At 70.0% G+C, this 16,668-nt stretch carries 19 protein-coding genes; 17 read left to right on the top strand and 2 right to left on the bottom strand.

Annotation, left to right across the window (positions count from 1 at the left end):
• The first annotated feature begins 16 nt into the window (after positions 1-16).
• The 13 genes from rpsE to truA all read left to right on the top strand — a co-directional run bounded on the left by rpsE (position 17) and on the right by truA (position 8,756).
• Positions 17-619: a 30S ribosomal protein S5 gene (gene rpsE / locus AC07BS_RS32135; RefSeq protein ID WP_190111585.1), complete on the top strand. Its 603-nt coding sequence runs from the start codon at positions 17-19 to the stop codon at positions 617-619.
• A complete protein-coding gene (gene rpmD, locus AC07BS_RS32130; protein ID WP_018558884.1) occupies positions 619-801 on the top strand; it encodes a 50S ribosomal protein L30 in 183 nt (60 codons plus the stop codon). The genes rpsE and rpmD overlap by 1 nt, the downstream gene beginning before the upstream one ends.
• Position 802: 1 nt before the next feature.
• Entirely contained in the window at positions 803-1,258 is a 456-nt protein-coding gene (gene rplO / locus AC07BS_RS32125; RefSeq protein ID WP_478647072.1) for a 50S ribosomal protein L15, read from the top strand.
• Positions 1,259-1,484: 226 nt separating this feature from the next.
• The gene (gene secY, locus AC07BS_RS32120) at positions 1,485-2,798 is read left to right on the top strand and encodes a preprotein translocase subunit SecY (RefSeq protein WP_478647070.1); all 1,314 of its coding nucleotides are present in this window, start codon (positions 1,485-1,487) and stop codon (positions 2,796-2,798) included.
• Positions 2,798-3,451, top strand: a complete 654-nt coding sequence (locus tag AC07BS_RS32115; protein WP_478647068.1) for an adenylate kinase — start codon at positions 2,798-2,800, stop codon at positions 3,449-3,451. Before secY ends, AC07BS_RS32115 begins: the two co-directional genes overlap by 1 nt.
• A gap of 104 nt (positions 3,452-3,555) precedes the next feature.
• Positions 3,556-4,392, top strand: coding sequence for a type I methionyl aminopeptidase (gene map, locus AC07BS_RS32110; protein ID WP_478647066.1), 837 nt, complete (start codon positions 3,556-3,558; stop codon positions 4,390-4,392).
• A gap of 161 nt (positions 4,393-4,553) precedes the next feature.
• Positions 4,554-4,775 carry a translation initiation factor IF-1 gene (gene infA, locus AC07BS_RS32105; RefSeq protein WP_003956442.1) on the top strand — a complete coding sequence of 74 codons (222 nt, stop codon included), beginning with the start codon at positions 4,554-4,556 and terminating at the stop codon, positions 4,773-4,775.
• Between the two features lie 60 nt (positions 4,776-4,835).
• Positions 4,836-4,949, top strand: a complete 114-nt coding sequence (rpmJ, locus tag AC07BS_RS32100) for a 50S ribosomal protein L36 (RefSeq protein WP_003956441.1) — start codon at positions 4,836-4,838, stop codon at positions 4,947-4,949.
• Positions 4,950-5,149: 200 nt separating this feature from the next.
• Positions 5,150-5,530 (top strand): 30S ribosomal protein S13, encoded by a 381-nt coding sequence (gene rpsM, locus AC07BS_RS32095; protein WP_478647064.1) that lies wholly within the window; start codon positions 5,150-5,152, stop codon positions 5,528-5,530.
• A gap of 68 nt (positions 5,531-5,598) precedes the next feature.
• Entirely contained in the window at positions 5,599-6,003 is a 405-nt protein-coding gene (rpsK, locus tag AC07BS_RS32090; RefSeq protein ID WP_003948617.1) for a 30S ribosomal protein S11, read from the top strand.
• Between the two features lie 190 nt (positions 6,004-6,193).
• Positions 6,194-7,216: a DNA-directed RNA polymerase subunit alpha gene (locus AC07BS_RS32085; protein WP_004946635.1), complete on the top strand. Its 1,023-nt coding sequence runs from the start codon at positions 6,194-6,196 to the stop codon at positions 7,214-7,216.
• A gap of 144 nt (positions 7,217-7,360) precedes the next feature.
• The gene (gene rplQ / locus AC07BS_RS32080) at positions 7,361-7,825 is read left to right on the top strand and encodes a 50S ribosomal protein L17 (protein WP_478647062.1); all 465 of its coding nucleotides are present in this window, start codon (positions 7,361-7,363) and stop codon (positions 7,823-7,825) included.
• Between the two features lie 76 nt (positions 7,826-7,901).
• Positions 7,902-8,756: a tRNA pseudouridine(38-40) synthase TruA gene (truA, locus tag AC07BS_RS32075; protein ID WP_478935260.1), complete on the top strand. Its 855-nt coding sequence runs from the start codon at positions 7,902-7,904 to the stop codon at positions 8,754-8,756.
• Positions 8,757-8,871: 115 nt separating this feature from the next.
• Here truA and AC07BS_RS32070 read toward each other — a convergent pair whose 3' ends face one another.
• Positions 8,872-11,061 carry a glycosyltransferase family 4 protein gene (locus AC07BS_RS32070; protein ID WP_478935259.1) on the bottom strand — a complete coding sequence of 730 codons (2,190 nt, stop codon included), beginning with the start codon at positions 11,059-11,061 and terminating at the stop codon, positions 8,872-8,874.
• 211 nt (positions 11,062-11,272) lie between these two features.
• Here AC07BS_RS32070 and AC07BS_RS32065 point away from each other — a divergent pair, with 211 nt between their 5' ends.
• Positions 11,273-12,118: a hypothetical protein gene (locus AC07BS_RS32065; RefSeq protein WP_478647058.1), complete on the top strand. Its 846-nt coding sequence runs from the start codon at positions 11,273-11,275 to the stop codon at positions 12,116-12,118.
• Positions 12,119-12,126: 8 nt separating this feature from the next.
• On the opposite strand, the gene AC07BS_RS32060 is transcribed toward AC07BS_RS32065, so the two are convergent.
• A complete protein-coding gene (locus tag AC07BS_RS32060; RefSeq protein ID WP_478647057.1) occupies positions 12,127-13,311 on the bottom strand; it encodes a hypothetical protein in 1,185 nt (394 codons plus the stop codon).
• A gap of 319 nt (positions 13,312-13,630) precedes the next feature.
• On the opposite strand from AC07BS_RS32060, the gene AC07BS_RS32055 reads away from it, so the two are divergent.
• The 3 genes from AC07BS_RS32055 to rpsI all read left to right on the top strand — a co-directional run bounded on the left by AC07BS_RS32055 (position 13,631) and on the right by rpsI (position 16,541).
• Positions 13,631-15,259 (top strand): ABC-F family ATP-binding cassette domain-containing protein, encoded by a 1,629-nt coding sequence (locus tag AC07BS_RS32055; RefSeq protein WP_478935258.1) that lies wholly within the window; start codon positions 13,631-13,633, stop codon positions 15,257-15,259.
• A gap of 292 nt (positions 15,260-15,551) precedes the next feature.
• On the top strand, positions 15,552-15,998 hold the full coding sequence (rplM, locus tag AC07BS_RS32050; RefSeq protein WP_189454739.1) for a 50S ribosomal protein L13: 447 nt from the start codon (positions 15,552-15,554) through the stop codon (positions 15,996-15,998).
• Between the two features lie 39 nt (positions 15,999-16,037).
• Positions 16,038-16,541, top strand: coding sequence for a 30S ribosomal protein S9 (gene rpsI, locus AC07BS_RS32045; protein ID WP_478647053.1), 504 nt, complete (start codon positions 16,038-16,040; stop codon positions 16,539-16,541).
• The last annotated feature ends 127 nt before the right edge of the window (positions 16,542-16,668 follow it).

Here is a 16,668-nt window from a genome sequence, read left to right as displayed (position 1 = left end):
GAGAGAGGTAATTCCAATGGCTGGACCCCAGCGCCGCGGCAGCGGTGCCGGTGGCGGCGAGCGGCGGGACCGGAAGGGCCGTGACGGTGGCGCTGCCGCCGAGAAGACCGCGTACGTTGAGCGCGTAGTCGCGATCAACCGCGTCGCCAAGGTTGTCAAGGGTGGTCGCCGCTTCAGCTTCACCGCGCTGGTCGTGGTGGGCGACGGTGACGGCACGGTCGGTGTCGGTTACGGCAAGGCCAAGGAAGTTCCGGCTGCCATCGCCAAGGGCGTGGAAGAGGCCAAGAAGAACTTCTTCAAGGTCCCCCGTATCCAGGGCACCATCCCGCACCCGATCCAGGGCGAGAAGGCGGCCGGTGTCGTCCTGCTCAAGCCCGCCACCCCCGGTACCGGTGTTATCGCCGGTGGCCCGGTGCGTGCGGTGCTCGAGTGCGCCGGCGTCCACGACATCCTGTCGAAGTCGCTCGGTTCTTCGAACCCGATCAACATCGTGCACGCCACGGTGGAGGCTCTCCAGGGGCTGCAGCGTCCCGAGGAGATCGCCGCCCGTCGTGGTCTGCCGCTCGAGGACGTCGCCCCCGCGGCTCTGCTGCGTGCGCGTGCGGGGGCGGGTGCGTAATGGCTCGTCTCAAGGTCACGCAGGTCAAGTCCTACATCGGCAGCAAGCAGAACCACCGCGACACCCTGCGTTCGCTCGGGCTCAAGCGCCTGAACGACGTGGTTGTCAAGGAGGACCGCCCCGAGATCCGCGGCATGGTGCACACCGTCCGCCACCTCGTGACGGTCGAGGAGGTCGACTGACATGGCGGAGCAGAACCCGCTCAAGGTCCACAACCTCCGTCCCGCCCCGGGCGCCAAGACCGCCAAGACCCGTGTCGGTCGTGGTGAGGCGTCGAAGGGTAAGACGGCTGGTCGCGGTACCAAGGGTACGAAGGCCCGTTACCAGGTTCCGGAGCGCTTCGAGGGTGGCCAGATGCCCCTCCACATGCGCCTCCCGAAGCTGAAGGGCTTCAAGAACCCCGCCCACAAGCAGTTCCAGGTCGTGAACCTGGACAAGCTGGCCGCGCTCTACCCGCAGGGTGGCGAGGTCACGGTGGCCGACCTGGTCGCCAAGGGCGCTGTTCGCAAGAACGAGCTCGTCAAGGTCCTGGGCCAGGGCGAGATCTCCGTGGCGCTGCAGGTGACGGTCGACGCCGTCTCCAGCTCCGCCAAGGAGAAGATCGCTGCCGCCGGCGGCAGCGTTTCCGAGCTCATCTGAGTTCGTTGATCTGACAACCGGGGATGTCCCAAAAGGGGCATCCCCGGTTGGTCGTTCCAAGGGGGGCACGGTCGCCGGTAAGGTGGCGTGCACTGTTGCTGTATCAGTGGAGGCCCATGCCTCCGAGCCGCCCGGCCTGTGTCCGGGCGGGCTTGACAGTTATGTATTCGTCGAACCACAACACCGTCACCTCTCACGTGGCTGCGTGAGAGGCGCAGGAGGCACCGTGCTCACCGCGTTCGCCCGGGCGTTCAAGACGCCCGACCTGCGCAAGAAGCTGCTGTTCACGCTGGGCATCATGGTGCTCTTCCGGCTCGGTGCCCATGTGCCCGTGCCCGGTGTCGACTACCGCAACGTCCAGACCTGCATGGACCAGGCCAAGAGCGGGATGGGCCTCTTCGGCCTCGTGAACATGTTCAGCGGTGGTGCGCTGCTGCAGATCACGATCTTCGCCCTGGGCATCATGCCCTACATCACGGCGAGCATCATCCTTCAGCTGCTCACCGTCGTGATCCCGCGTCTGGAGGCCCTCAAGAAGGAGGGTCAGAGCGGTCAGACCAAGATCACGCAGTACACGCGCTATCTCACCGTCGCCCTGGCGATCCTCCAGGGCACCGGCCTCGTCGCGACCGCCAGCAACGGCGCGCTCTTCGGCAACTGCACGGTCGGCAACCAGATCGTCCCGGACAAGTCGGTCTTCACCACGGCCGTCATGGTCATCACGATGACCGCGGGCACCGCGCTGATCATGTGGCTCGGTGAGCTCATCACCGACCGCGGCATCGGCAACGGCATGTCGATCCTGATGTTCACCTCGATCGCCGCCGGTTTCCCGGGCGCTCTGTGGGCCATCAAGATGCAGGGCAAGCTCATGGGCGGCTGGCTGGAGTTCGGCCTGGTGATCCTCTGCGGTCTGGCCATGGTCGCGCTGGTGGTCTTCGTCGAGCAGGCCCAGCGCCGCATCCCCGTGCAGTACGCGAAGCGCATGATCGGTCGCCGGTCCTACGGCGGCACCTCGACCTATATCCCGCTCAAGGTGAACCAGGCCGGTGTGATCCCGGTCATCTTCGCCTCGTCGCTGCTCTACATTCCGGCCCTGCTGGTGCAGTTCACCGGTTCCAAGGCGGGCTGGGCGCAGTGGGTCCAGGCCAACCTGGTCAAGGGTGACCATCCGATCTACATGGTCACGTACTTCCTGCTGATCGTGTTCTTCGCCTTCTTCTACGTCGCCATCTCCTTCAACCCCGAAGAAGTTGCCGACAATATGAAGAAGTATGGTGGATTCATCCCGGGCATCCGGGCCGGCCGTCCCACGGCCGAGTACCTGAGCTATGTGCTGAACCGCATCACGTGGCCGGGCTCGCTCTACCTTGGTCTGATCGCCCTGGTGCCCACCGTGGCACTGGTCACACTCAACGCGAACCAGAACTTTCCGTTCGGTGGAACCAGCATCCTGATCATCGTGGGTGTCGGTCTTGAGACTGTGAAGCAGATCGAGAGCCAGCTTCAGCAGCGCAACTACGAAGGGTTCCTCCGCTGATGCGAATCGTCCTCGTCGGGCCGCCCGGCGCCGGCAAGGGTACGCAGGCCGCGTACCTCGCCAAGAACCTCGCGATCCCGCACATCTCCACGGGTGACCTTTTCCGGGCGAACATCAGCCAGGGCACGCCGCTGGGCCAGAAGGCCCAGGAGTACATGCGCGCCGGCCAGCTCGTTCCGGACGAGGTCACCATCGGGATGGCCAAGGACCGCATGCAGCAGGAGGACGCCGCGAACGGCTTCCTGCTGGACGGCTTCCCGCGCAACCTGGCCCAGGCCGAGGCGCTGGACGAGATCCTCAAGGCCGACGGCCTGAAGCTGGACGCCGTGCTCGACCTCGAGGTCCCCGAGGACGAGGTCGTCAAGCGGATCGCCGGCCGCCGGATGTGCCGCAAGGACAGCAGCCACATCTTCCACGCGATCTACAACCCGCCGGCCGCGGAGGGTGTCTGCGACACCTGCGGCGGCGAGCTGTACCAGCGCGAGGACGACAGCGAGGACACCGTCCGCAAGCGCCTCGAGGTCTACCACAGCGAGACCGAGCCGATCATCGACTACTACAAGGCCCAGGGCCTGGTGGTCACGATCTCCGCGCTCGGCAAGGTCGCCGAGGTGACCCAGCGGGCCATGGACGCCCTCCCCGCGCGCGACTGACGCGAGCCGAACCACGGCCGCGATGCCCCTGTGGGCATCGCGGCCGTAGTGTTGTTCCCACGCGCCCGCGGGCGCTCCCACCGCAGAACCGAGGAAGGCAGTCCATGGTCGAGATCAAGACCCGCGAGCAGATCGCCAAGATGCGCGAGGCGGGACTGGTCGTCGCCGCCATCCACGCGGCGACCCGGGAGGCGGCCGTCCCCGGCGCCACGACCAAGGACCTGGACGAGGTCGCCCGCAAGGTGATCGCCGAGCACGGCGCCAAGTCGAACTTCCTCGGCTACGGCGGCTTCCCCGCCACGATCTGCACCTCGGTGAACGAGGTCGTCGTCCACGGCATCCCGGACACCAAGACCGTCCTCAAGGACGGCGACATCATCTCCATCGACGCCGGCGCCATCGTGGACGGCTGGCACGGTGACGCGGCCTTCACGGCCTTCGTGGGCACCGGTCACGCCCCGGAGCTGATCGAGCTCTCCCGGGTGACCGAGGAGTCCATGTGGGCGGGCATCGCGGCCGTGAGGAACGGCAACCGCCTGGTCGACGTCTCCAAGGCGATCGAGGGCTACATCCGCCGCCAGCCCCGTCCCGCCAGCGGCAAGTACGGGATCATCGAGGACTACGGCGGCCACGGCATCGGTTCCGAGATGCACATGGACCCCCACCTGCTGAACTACGTCTCCCGCAAGCGCGGCAAGGGCCCCAAGCTGATCCCGGGCTTCTGCATCGCGATCGAGCCCATGGTCAGCCTGGGCACGGCGAAGACCCACGTCCTGGCGGACGACTGGACGGTCCTCACGGACGACAAGAGCTGGTCCTCCCACTGGGAGCACTCCGTCGCCCTGACGGAGGACGGCCCGCTGGTCCTCACGGCCGTGGACGGCGGCCGCGCCAAGCTGGCGCAGTACGGCGTCACGGCGGCTCCCGACCCGCTGGCGTGAGCGTCAGGGGCAACGGCTTAAGGATCTCGTCCGGTGGGCACGAGACCTGGATTAGTCTTTTCAGTTGCCCTGACGTAGACTGATGCGTCGGCTCTCGTGTATCCGCATGCCTGCGTGCATACGGGGGAGTCGATCAAGGTAGCCGATTCGAAAGGCGAAGCGTGGCCAAGAAGCAAGGTGCCATCGAGATCGAGGGCACCGTGATCGAGTCTCTGCCGAACGCCATGTTCAAGGTGGAGCTCCAGAACGGTCACAAGGTCCTCGCGCACATCAGCGGCAAGATGCGTATGCACTACATCCGCATCCTCCCGGATGACCGGGTCGTCGTGGAGCTCTCTCCGTACGACCTGACGCGTGGCCGGATCGTCTACCGCTACAAGTAGATCTTGTCGACGCCCCGCTCCGGCGGGGTGACGGCACTGACCCGGAGAACCTCACATCCCATGAAGGTCAAGCCGAGCGTCAAGAAGATCTGCGACAAGTGCAAGGTGATCCGCCGCCACGGCCGGGTCATGGTCATCTGCGACAACCTGCGCCACAAGCAGCGCCAGGGCTGACGCAGAACCTGCACTCCGCAGTTTCTTCGCGCGACGCGAGCAGTACATGTACATACGCAGTGCCCGCCCAGCCCCGTAACGGGGTCGGCGACACCTCCGGCGGGGGCCGGAGACCCGGGCGTACCGCATCCTTCGCACGAAGGGCCGGCGGTCGGGAGTGGCGCTGTGGAAGACCCCCGAGAATCAACTGGAGCCATTGAATGGCACGCGTTTCCGGTGTTGACATCCCGCGCGACAAGCGCGTGGAGATCGCACTCACCTACGTCTTCGGTATCGGCCGCACCCAGTCGCAGACGATCCTCGCCGCGACCGGTGTGAACCCGAACTCCCGCGTTCGTGACCTCGTCGAAGAGGACCTGGTCAAGATCCGCGAGTACGTGGACGCCAACCTCAAGACCGAGGGTGACCTCCGCCGCGAGATCCAGGCCGACATCCGCCGCAAGGTCGAGATCGGCTGCTACCAGGGTCTGCGTCACCGCCGTGGCCTGCCCGTCCACGGTCAGCGCACCAGCACGAACGCTCGTACCCGCAAGGGCCCGCGTCGCGCCATCGCCGGCAAGAAGAAGCCGGGCAAGAAGTAGTCCACAGCGGACGCTCATCAGCGGTCTTCGCTGTAGGACCGACCACCTCCCTCCTTCAGGAGTAAGACATGCCCCCCAAGGGTCGTCAGGGCGCTGCCAAGAAGGTGCGCCGCAAGGAAAAGAAGAACGTCGCTCACGGCCACGCGCACATCAAGAGCACGTTCAACAACACCATCGTCTCGATCACGGACCCCACGGGCAACGTGATCTCCTGGGCCTCCGCCGGCCACGTCGGCTTCAAGGGCTCGCGCAAGTCCACCCCCTTCGCCGCGCAGATGGCCGCCGAGTCGGCCGCCCGCCGCGCGCAGGAGCACGGCATGCGCAAGGTTGACGTCTTCGTCAAGGGCCCGGGCTCCGGTCGTGAGACCGCCATCCGTTCGCTCCAGGCGACCGGCCTCGAGGTTGGCTCCATCCAGGACGTCACCCCGACCCCGCACAACGGCTGCCGTCCGCCGAAGCGCCGCCGCGTCTGACCCGGTTCGCGGGATGCTCCGCGCAAGCGGAGGTGACCCGCGCCGCCGCGTCTGACGCAGCAGGCCGTTTCGCACGGTTGTTCTGAGTGTTCGGGCGGTACGGCTCCCCTCGCGGGAGCCGTACCGCCCGTACCCTTGCAGTAGCAGAGGACATCAAATAGTGGGTGTCCATGACTGAAGGATTCATCGCATGCTGATCGCTCAGCGCCCCTCGCTGACCGAAGAGGTCGTCGACGAGTTCCGCTCGCGGTTCGTGATCGAGCCGCTGGAGCCGGGCTTCGGCTACACCCTCGGCAACTCCCTGCGTCGTACGCTCCTCTCCTCGATCCCGGGTGCGGCTGTCACGTCCATCCGCATCGACGGTGTCCTGCACGAGTTCACCACCGTGCCGGGCGTCAAGGAGGACGTCACCGACCTCATCCTCAACATCAAGCAGCTGGTCGTCTCCTCGGAGCACGACGAGCCGGTCGTGATGTACCTGCGCAAGCAGGGCCCGGGTCTGGTCACCGCCGCTGACATCGCCCCGCCGGCCGGTGTCGAGGTGCACAACCCCGACCTGGTTCTGGCCACCCTGAACGCCAAGGGCAAGCTGGAGATGGAGCTGACCGTCGAGCGCGGTCGCGGCTACGTCTCCGCCGTCCAGAACAAGCAGGTGGGCCAGGAGATCGGCCGTATCCCGGTCGACTCCATCTACTCGCCGGTGCTCAAGGTCACCTACAAGGTCGAGGCGACCCGTGTCGAGCAGCGCACCGACTTCGACAAGCTGATCGTCGACGTCGAGACCAAGCAGGCCATGCGCCCGCGCGACGCCATGGCGTCCGCCGGTAAGACCCTGGTCGAGCTGTTCGGTCTGGCCCGCGAGCTCAACATCGACGCCGAGGGCATCGACATGGGCCCGTCCCCGACGGACGCCGCCCTGGCCGCCGACCTGGCGCTGCCGATCGAGGAGCTCGAGCTCACCGTTCGGTCGTACAACTGCCTCAAGCGCGAGGGCATCCACTCCGTGGGTGAGCTCGTCGCCCGCTCCGAGGCCGACCTGCTCGACATCCGCAACTTCGGTGCGAAGTCGATCGACGAGGTCAAGGCGAAGCTGGCCGGCATGGGCCTGGCCCTCAAGGACAGCCCGCCCGGATTCGACCCGACCGCCGCCGCCGACGCCTTTGGTGCCGACGACGACGCGGACGCGGGTTTTGTGGAGACCGAGCAGTACTGACGGTCTTCGGCTGCGGGTCCGTTTCGGCTGATCGCGCAGTTCCCCGCGCCCCTTACGGGGCGCGGGTCTCCGACGGGCGACCGCCTGCTCGGATACTGACTCCGGTACCTGATACGGCCGGGGCAGACTTCTAGGAGAAACACCATGCCGCGTCCCACCAAGGGTGCCCGTCTGGGCGGCAGCGCCGCGCACGAGAAGCTGATGCTGGCGAACCTCGCCAAGTCGCTCTTCGAGCACGGCCGCATCACGACGACCGAGGCCAAGGCCCGCCGCCTGCGTCCGGTCGCCGAGCGCCTGATCACCAAGGCGAAGAAGGGCGACATCCACAACCGTCGCCAGGTGCTGCAGACGATCACCGACAAGGGCATCGTCCACACCCTCTTCACCGAGATCGCTCCGCGCTTCGCCGAGCGTCCGGGTGGTTACACCCGTATCACCAAGATCGGCAACCGTCGTGGCGACAACGCCCCGATGGCTGTGATCGAGCTGGTCGAGGGTGAGATCGCCAAGAAGGCGACCGTCGCCGAGGCCGAGGCCGCCACCAAGCGTGCGGTCAAGGAGTCCGAGGCCGCCGCCGAGGCTCCGGCCGAGGAGTCGAAGGACGCCTGACGCGTCTGACGTGTCAGTGACGGGCCCGCCCCTTTCCGGGGGCGGGCCCGTCCCGCATTTCTGAGAGGAACACTCGGTGAGTGACGAGGTGGAGCCCGGTTTCGTCCGGGTGCGGCTGGACCTGTCGTACGACGGCAAGGACTTCTCCGGCTGGGCCAAGCAGCGCGAGGGCCAGCGCACCGTGCAGGGTGAGCTCGAGAACGCGATCCGGACCGTGACGCGGTCGAAGGAGACCTACGAGCTGACGGTCGCCGGCCGTACGGACGCCGGGGTGCACGCCCGGGGCCAGGTCGCGCACGTCGACCTGCCGGCCGAGGTGTGGGCCGAGCACGAGGAGAAGCTGCTGCGCCGACTCGCCGGGCGGCTGTCGCACGACGTACGGGTGTGGCGCGTGGCCGAGGCGCCGGCCGGGTTCAACGCCCGTTTCTCCGCGATCTGGCGGCGGTACGCCTACCGGGTCGTCGACCATGTGGGTGGCGTGGACCCGCTGCTGCGGGGGCACGTCCTGTGGCACGACCGGCCGCTGGACGTGGCCGCGATGAACGAGGCCTCGCGGGCGCTGCTGGGCGAGCACGACTTCGCCGCGTACTGCAAGAAGCGCGAGGGCGCGACGACGATCCGTACGCTTCAGCGGCTCAGCTGGGAGCGGGACGCTTCGGGTGTGGTGACGGCGACCGTGCGGGCCGACGCGTTCTGCCACAACATGGTGCGTTCGCTGGTGGGCGCGCTGCTGTTCGTCGGTGACGGCCACCGTCCGGTGGACTGGCCGGGCAAGGTGCTGGCCGCCGGGGTGCGGGACTCCGCGGTGCACGTCGTACGGCCGCACGGGCTGACGCTGGAGGAGGTCGGTTATCCGGCCGACTCCGAGCTGGCCGCCCGCAACCTGGCGGCGCGCAACAAGCGGACGCTGCCCGGCGCGGGCTGCTGCTGATCCGTCAGGAACGCCTCGGCCGGGTGGGCCTGGCGGCGGGTCAGGCTTCCCGGTCCCGGCGGCCGTTCGGGTGCGGGCCGGGCCCCGGTGCGGGCCCGGCTCGCATCACCCTTGGTCAGGCCCCTTCGGTGGCGGGCATGTTCACGGCCAGGTCGCTGGACATGGTGAGGTACGGACGGACGCCCGAGACCACCGGGTAGAGGTCGGTCTTGTTGCGGTCGACGATGTCGCCGATGATCCGGCCGATCCGCACCGGCTCCGCGCCGGGCGCGGTCCGCAGGGCGAGGTCCCACGTGGTGGCCTCGTCACCGGCGCGTGCCGCCCGCAGGTCCGTGTGGGGGACGGTGAAGCGGAAGGTCGTGGCGTCCAGGATCTCGACGCCGGCCGTCAGCTCGGAGCCGCCCTCGCCGCGCGGGGTGCCGACGATCACGGGGTCGCTGCCGTCGGTGAACTCCGTGCCGTGGAGGGTGCCCTCGACCGTGAACGACTCGTCCTCCTGGCGCACCGAGCGGGCCTCGGCGTGGGCGTCCCGGTGCCAGGCGCGCAGCGCCAGGTAGCCGTCGACGGTGGGGTAGGGCACCCACCAGGTGAAGGGGGCGCCGGGCAGCGGTCCCAGCTCGACCAGGCCCCGGCCCTCGGCCAGGTGGGAGACCACGCGGCGGCGGGCCTTGTCGTCGGCGCGCACCACGTGGAAGTCCCAGCGGCCCTCGCCGAGGCGGAGCTCGGCGCGCTTGAGGACGGCCGTCCAGGCGCCGCCGTCGCGCTCGGGCCGGCGCAGCGGCACGGCGATCGGCTTGCCCTCCTTGCGGCGGGTGACGGTGAGGGACAGCTGTTCGCCGCTGAGGCCCTTGCCCTGGACGGAGACGTGGATGTCGCCGGCGGCGTCGACCCGGCAGGAGGCCACCGGGCGCAGCGGCTTGCGGACGACGATGTCCTTGAGGACGGTCTTGACCGGCGGCTTGGCGGCCTTGGCGACCGGGCGGCGGCGCAGCGGCCGGATGAGCTTCCCGGCGGTGCGGCGCAGGCGGCGGGCGAGCGGGACGCGGGCGGGCGTGACCGCGGCCTTGCCCGCGGGCTTCCCGTCGGCCTGTCCGGCGCTCTTCCCCGCGGTCTTCTCGGTGGCCTCCGCCGGGTCCGCGGTGGGCGAGCGGTCGGCGCGGGGGCGGGGGCCGCCGAGGCTGTCGATCAGTTCGAGGTACGCGTCGGCGATGCGTTCGGGGGCGTAACGCTGGGCGGATTCGCGGGCCGCCGCGCCCATGGCGCGGCGGAGGTCGTCGTCCTCGATGAGCTTGAGCAGGCCCTTGGCGATGGCGTCGCTGTCGCCGACGGGGACCAGCAGGCCGTCCCGGCCGTCGCTGATGATCTCGCCGGGTCCGTGCGGGCAGTCGGTGGCGACGACGGGGACGCCGCAGCCCATGGCCTCGACGATCGTCATGCCGAAGGACTCCTCGCGGGAGGTCACGGCGGCGATGGAGCCCTTGGCCCACTCGGTCTCGATGGGGGAGTGGGCGCCCATGAGGGTCACGGCCTCGTTCAGGCCGAGGCGGTCGATCTGGGCGCGCAGCTTGGGCAGCTCGGGGCCGCGGCCGTAGATGCGCAGCTTCCAGTCGGGGTGGGCCGCGGCGACCGTCTCCCAGGCCTTGACCAGCAGGTCGTAGCGCTTGACGGGGATGAGGCGGCCGGCGGCGACGACCAGCTTGGCGCTGCCGTCGGAGGGCTCGACCTCGGACGGGGGGCAGCCGTTGGGCAGGCAGACGAGCTTCGTCCGGACGTCCGGGAACTGCTCCCGGTGGGTGCGCGCGTCGGCCTCGGAGACGGTGGTGTGCGCGTCGAGGTGCGGGATGGACGCGTCCTGGTAGGCGCGGATCGTCGGCTCGTGGGTGCCGTAGATCCGGTGCTCCTGGCCGATGCGCAGGTAGCGGTCCTGGCCGAACTCGGCGAGGTACATCACCAGGCCGGGGCGGGTGGCCACGACCACGTCGGCGTCGGTCTCCGCGAGGTGGGCGGCGACACGCCGGTCGGTGAGGGCGTTGAAGTGGGCGCCCTTGGCCTCGACGGGCGGGATGTACGAGCTGTCCTGGGTGAGCAGCGGGTCGTCCCGGTCGGCACCCTTCTCGGCCCGCTGGTCGATGAGGTTGACCAGCCTGACCTTGGGGTGGAGGGGGAGACTGGGCTTCTCGCCGGTCCGCATGGTGGACACGATCTCGACGTCGTGCCGGGCGGCGAGTGCGCTCGCGACATTGAACGTGGACCGGATGGTGCCGCCGATGCCGTAGGCGTTCTGCAAAAGGAAAGAGATCTTCATGGCGGTGTGTGCGCGGCCCGTAGCTGGCGGCGCGTCCGTCCTTCCCCCGTGGCCTGGGTGATGTCCGGGTCGTCTCGTACGGATCGGCCCGTCGGTTGGTATGTGCGGTCCGATCCGCCGGTTAAGACCGTTGGGAGGGATTTCGGTTGCCTGCGCAGCCTACATTGTGGCTTGGGTCACGTCGCAAGAAGGTGTGAGGAGGACCGGCTCGGTGCGTGCTGGGACACGGGGAAGGGTGCGGACGCGGGCGCTGGCGGCGGGAGCCGTCCTGGCCGCGGCGGGGGTGCTCACGGCCGGCTGCGGTGGCGGCGGGCCCGGCGAGGACGACGCGGGCGCCGGCAGGAACGTCGAGGGCAAGGACGAGCCGGGCATCCTGCGGGTGCTGGGCCCGGCCCAGCTGGGGCACGTACGGCTGGCGTCGGGCGAGGTGCCCGGGCTGCTGATCGAGAAGGGCTCGGCGGGGACCGCCGGGCACGGCAGGCCCGGTACGGACCGGGCCGCCTGCCGTCCGCTGGTGATCGCGCTGGGTTCGCAGCCGCAGCCGGAGCCGCTGGCGTCGGTCGTCAGCACCTTCTCCGGGACCGCCGGCGGCCGGGGCGCCCAGGGGCTGCTGGGCACGATCCGGGTCTCCGCCTACGACGGCGACGGCGCGCTGCGCACGCTGCGCGAGCTGCGCGCGGCCGCGACGGAGTGCGCCGACGGCTTCGGGATGACGACGGGCGAGGGGCAGCCGCAGCGGTTCGAGGCGGTACGGGTGCTCCGGGCGCCGCGGGCGGGCGACGAGGCGATGGCGTACCGCCTGGTCAACGCGGCGGAGCGGGCGCCCAGCCTGGTCACCGTGGTGCGCAGCGGGCGGACCCTGTCGATGTTCTTCGCGACGAACCTCGCCGATCCCGGGGGCGTGGAGGTCCCGGAGCGGCTGGTGGCGGCGCAGGTCGCGAAGGTGGAGCGGCTGGCGCGTACCGAGGCGCCGCCCACGGCCGTCCCGCCCACGCACGCCGGGCCCGCCGGACCCGCCGAGGCGGGCGAGGCGGGTGACGGCGACGGGGCGGAGTGACCGGCCGGTCAGTTCTTCTCGTCCTTGTCGTCCTTCTCGTCCTTCGACGGCGAGGGTGAGGGCGAGGGCGAGGTGGAGGCGGAAGCGGAGGGCGACGGAGTGCCGCTCGGCTTCTGCGAGGGCTTGCCGGAGGCCGCGGCCTGGGCGTTGGCCCGGGCCATGATGCGGCGGAAGGTGTAGCCCGACACGTCCCGGCCCGCCTGGAGCGCCTTGGTGTCGTCCGAGGGCACGGCGTCGCCGTTGGTGTAGCCGGCGACGGTGAAGTACGCGTAGCGGCCCTCGGCGTTCGTGGTCAGCCGGCAGGCGGTGCCGCGGCAGAAGGACGGCGCGTCGCCGCCGCTCAGGGGCTCGATGTTGCCGGTGGCCCCGGCCTTGGCCTTGTCGGCCGCCGCCTTGTCGTCGAAGACGGCGACGCCGACGGTGACCGCCACCCCGTCCCGTACGTACGTGGCGCGCAGCACCTTGCGGCAGCCGTTGTCCTTGAGGACCTTGCCGAGGCCGTTCTGGGCGGCCGTCTCGCAGTCGTTGTTGGTGGTGGTGTCGACGCGTTTGTAGGCGCGTTTGTCGAGGACGGGCCGGGAGTGCGGGAACAGCGTCTTGGTGCTGAGCGGCGCCTTGTCCTTGTCCTGGCTGGCGATGAACTCGCGCGGGTTGGGCGGGGCGACCGGGGAGAACGTCGGCTCGGGGGTGGCCGAGGCGGCGGGTGCCTCGGCGGCCGGCTTCTTCTCGCCGCCGGTCATGACCACGGCCGCGGCCACGACGGCGCCGAGCGCCGCGGCGCCCAGCACGCCGCCGCCGATCATCAGGAGCTTGCGGCGTCGGCCGCGCGCGGCGGTGGTGTCGGCCAGCCCGGCCCAGTCGGGCGTCCCGGCGCCGCCGGGTATCGGGTGCGGGGGCGCGGGCTGCTGGACGGCGAAGGCCGGGGGCTGCGCGGTGGGCGGCTGGTTCGCCGGGGGCTGGGCCGTCGGGGGCTGCGGCGCGGACGGCTGGGCCGGTTGCGCGGCGGGCAGCGGTCGGGCGGGGCCCTGCTGCGGCGGGCCCGGGGGCTGCCACGACGGCAGGGGCGCGCCGCCGCCCTGGGGCGGCGGGGGCAGCTGGGGCCGGGCCTGCGGCTGGGGCTGCTGAGGTGTCTGAGGCTGCTGAGGGGCCGGGGGAGCCGCCTGGGGCTGGTGCGGCTGCGGCTGCTGCGGCACCTGGGGCTGTGGGGCCTGGTGCGCTGGCTGTGCCGGATGTGGCGCCTGGGGCGCGTACGGCTGCCGCGGGTCCTGCGGCCGGCTCCGCGGCTGGTTCCGCGGCTGGTCCTGCGGTGCCGGCGGCTGCTGCGCCGATGGCTGCGCCGGCGGTTGCGCCGGCGGTTGCGGCGCCGGCTCGGGCTGCTGAGGCGGCGGCCCCCACGGCGGTGTCGACGACTGAGACTCCCCCGAAGGCCCGTACGGCCCTGCCTGCCCGAAACTCATGGCGTGCATCGTAAACCGGTTGGTCGAGCCTCCGGCACCGGCGAGAATCGCCCTCATGGGACACGTGGAAGCGGCACATCTCGAGTACTACCTCCCCGACGGCAGGGCCTTGCTGGGGGACGTGTCGTTCCGCGTGGGCGAGGGCACCTCGGTGGCGCTCGTGGGGGCCAACGGCGCGGGCAAGACCACGCTGCTCCGGCTGATCTCCGGCGAGCTCCAGCCGCACGGCGGCTCGGTGAAGGTCACCGGCGGCCTCGGGGTGATGCCGCAGTTCGTGGGCTCCGTACGGGACGACCGTACGGTCCGTGACCTGCTGGTCTCCGTGGCCGGGCCGCGTATCCGGCAGGCGGCCCGGGCGGTCGACGAGGCCGAGGTCGCGATCATGGAGCGTGATGACGAGGCCGCGCAGATGGCGTACGCGCAGGCGCTCAGCGACTGGGCCGAGGCCCACGGCTACGAGGCCGAGACCATGTGGGACATGTGCACCACGGCCGCGCTCGGCATGCCGTACGACAAGGCCCAGTGGCGCCAGGTGCGCACCCTGTCCGGCGGTGAGCAGAAGCGTCTGGTGCTGGAGTCGCTGCTGCGCGGCACGGACGAGGTGCTGCTGCTGGACGAGCCGGACAACTACCTCGACGTCCCCGGCAAGCGCTGGCTGGAGGAGCGGCTGCGCGAGACGCGGAAGACGGTGCTCTTCGTCTCCCACGACCGCGAGCTGCTGTCCCGCTCCGCCGAGAAGATCATCAGCGTCGAGCCGGGCCCGGCGGGCAGCGACGTCTGGGTGCACGGCGGCGGCTTCGGCACGTACCACGAGGCCCGTAAGGAGCGGTTCGCCCGCTTCGAGGAGCTGCGCCGGCGCTGGGACGAGAAGCACGCCCAGCTGAAGAAGCTGGTGATCTCCCTGCGGCAGGCGGCGGCGGTCAGCCACGAGATGGCCTCCCGCTACGCCGCCGCGCAGACCCGGCTGCGGAAGTTCGAGGAGGCGGGCCCGCCGCCCGAGCCGCCGCGCGAGCAGGACATCCGGATGCGGCTGCGCGGCGGCCGTACCGGCGTGCGCGCCCTGACCTGCGAGGGTCTGGAGCTGACCGGCCTGATGAATCCCTTCGACCTGGAGGTCTTCTACGGCGAGCGGGTCGCGGTGCTGGGCTCGAACGGCTCCGGGAAGTCGCACTTCCTGCGGCTGCTCGCCGGGGACGCCGAGAATCCCGTGGCGCACACCGGATCGTGGAAGCTGGGCGCCCGGGTCGTACCGGGGCACTTCGCCCAGACCCATGCCCACCCGGAGCTGACGGGCCGCGCCCTGACCGAGATCCTGTGGGCCGATCACGCCCGGGACCGCGGCCAGGCGATGTCGGCGCTGCGCCGCTACGAGCTGGAGAACCAGGGCGACCAGGCCTTCGAGAAGCTCTCGGGCGGCCAGCAGGCGCGCTTCCAGATCCTGCTGCTGGAGCTGGCCGGGACCACGGCCCTGCTGCTGGACGAGCCGACGGACAACCTCGACCTGGAGAGCGCCGAGGCGCTCCAGGAGGGGCTGGAGGCCTACGAGGGGACGGTGCTGGCGGTGACGCACGACCGCTGGTTCGCCCGTTCGTTCGATCGTTTCCTGGTCTTCGGTACGGACGGCACGGTCCGGGAGGTCTCCGAGCCGGTGTGGGACGAGGCGCGGGTGGCCCGTAAACGCTAGGGAAACGGCGGGAAGCGGCCGGGGCACGGTGGTCCGGTGCGACCATGTTTTGACCCCGCCGGTGGACGCCCGGTACTCTACGAGTTCGTTATGCGTATTGGCTTGGTCGTTCTCACGCGAGGGGCCCTTACGCTTGTCCGCCAGGTTGATCACCGGCGGCCGGCACACGGGTTGCGTCCCCGGCGTGCGGCCATGCCTGCGTGATGATCCGGGGCGGACCGTGTCAGGACCCGTCCCCACGGCCCTCGCGGGCCTCGGGGAACCCCATTACGAAGAAGCGAAGGCTACGACCGTGCGTACGTTCAGCCCCAAGCCCGGCGATGTCCAGCGCCAGTGGCACATCATCGACGCGCAGGACGTCGTCCTGGGCCGTCTGGCCTCTCAGGCTGCCTCCCTGCTGCGTGGCAAGCACAAGCCCGTGTACGCCCCGCACATGGACATGGGTGACTTCGTCGTCATCATCAACGCCGACAAGGTGCACCTGTCCGGCAACAAGAAGACCCAGAAGATGGCGTACCGCCACTCTGGCTTCCCGGGTGGTCTGCGCTCCGTCCGCTACGACGAGCTGCTCGACAAGAACCCGGAGAAGGCAGTCGAGAAGGCGATCAAGGGCATGCTGCCCAAGAACTCCCTCGGCCGTCAGATGCTCTCGAAGCTGAAGGTGTACTCGGGCTCCGAGCACCCGCACGCCGCGCAGCAGCCGGTTCCGTTCGAGATCACCCAGGTCAAGCAGGGCTAAGTCCCGGCCACCGCCGAACCAGAAAGTCTGAGGAGAATCGTGGCTGAGACCACCGCCGAGATGCCGGTCGAGGGCATCGAGGAGTACACCACCGAGACCGAGGTCGTTGAGTCGGAGTACACCTCCGAGTCCCTCGCGTCCCGTTTTGGCGACCCGCAGCCGGCCGCCGGCCTGGGCCGTCGCAAGAACGCCATCGCCCGCGTCCGGATCGTTCCGGGCTCCGGCAAGTGGAAGATCAACGGTCGCACCCTTGAGGACTACTTCCCCAACAAGGTGCACCAGCAGGAAGTCAACGAGCCCTTCAAGGTGCTCGAGCTCGACGACCGCTACGACGTCATCGCCCGCATCGCGGGTGGCGGCGTGTCCGGCCAGGCCGGCGCCCTGCGCCTCGGTGTGGCCCGCGCCCTGAACGAGGCGGACGTGGACAACAACCGCGGCCCGCTGAAGAAGGCCGGCTTCCTCAAGCGCGACGACCGTGCGGTCGAGCGCAAGAAGGCCGGTCTGAAGAAGGCCCGCAAGGCTCCGCAGTACAGCAAGCGCTAAATCCCGCGCTTTGCTGCACTGCCCGAACGCCCCGGGGGGGGGGGGGGGGTGGGGGGGGGGGGGTGGGGGGGGGGGGGGGGGAAAGAGGGGGGGGGGGGGGGGGGGGGGGGGGGGGGGGAAACCAGAG

The sequence above is a fragment of the Streptomyces sp. NPDC044063 genome, from assembly GCF_056434285.1.
Note: the sequence above shows the minus strand (reverse complement) of the source record. Positions and strands in the feature narration are given on the sequence as shown.

What these genes read in the sequence shown, in the direction of transcription:
- rpsE (WP_190111585.1), top strand. Translation starts at nt 17, where the DNA reads ATGGCTGGACCCCAGCGCCGCGGCAGCGGTGCCGGTGGCGGCGAGCGG.
- rpmD (WP_018558884.1), top strand. Translation starts at nt 619, where the DNA reads ATGGCTCGTCTCAAGGTCACGCAGGTCAAGTCCTACATCGGCAGCAAG.
- rplO (WP_478647072.1), top strand. Translation starts at nt 803, where the DNA reads ATGGCGGAGCAGAACCCGCTCAAGGTCCACAACCTCCGTCCCGCCCCG.
- AC07BS_RS32115 (WP_478647068.1), top strand. Translation starts at nt 2,798, where the DNA reads ATGCGAATCGTCCTCGTCGGGCCGCCCGGCGCCGGCAAGGGTACGCAG.
- map (WP_478647066.1), top strand. Translation starts at nt 3,556, where the DNA reads ATGGTCGAGATCAAGACCCGCGAGCAGATCGCCAAGATGCGCGAGGCG.
- rpmJ (WP_003956441.1), top strand. Translation starts at nt 4,836, where the DNA reads ATGAAGGTCAAGCCGAGCGTCAAGAAGATCTGCGACAAGTGCAAGGTG.
- rpsM (WP_478647064.1), top strand. Translation starts at nt 5,150, where the DNA reads ATGGCACGCGTTTCCGGTGTTGACATCCCGCGCGACAAGCGCGTGGAG.
- rpsK (WP_003948617.1), top strand. Translation starts at nt 5,599, where the DNA reads ATGCCCCCCAAGGGTCGTCAGGGCGCTGCCAAGAAGGTGCGCCGCAAG.
- AC07BS_RS32085 (WP_004946635.1), top strand. Translation starts at nt 6,194, where the DNA reads ATGCTGATCGCTCAGCGCCCCTCGCTGACCGAAGAGGTCGTCGACGAG.
- rplQ (WP_478647062.1), top strand. Translation starts at nt 7,361, where the DNA reads ATGCCGCGTCCCACCAAGGGTGCCCGTCTGGGCGGCAGCGCCGCGCAC.
- AC07BS_RS32070 (WP_478935259.1), bottom strand. Translation starts at nt 11,061, where the DNA reads ATGAAGATCTCTTTCCTTTTGCAGAACGCCTACGGCATCGGCGGCACC.
- AC07BS_RS32055 (WP_478935258.1), top strand. Translation starts at nt 13,631, where the DNA reads ATGGGACACGTGGAAGCGGCACATCTCGAGTACTACCTCCCCGACGGC.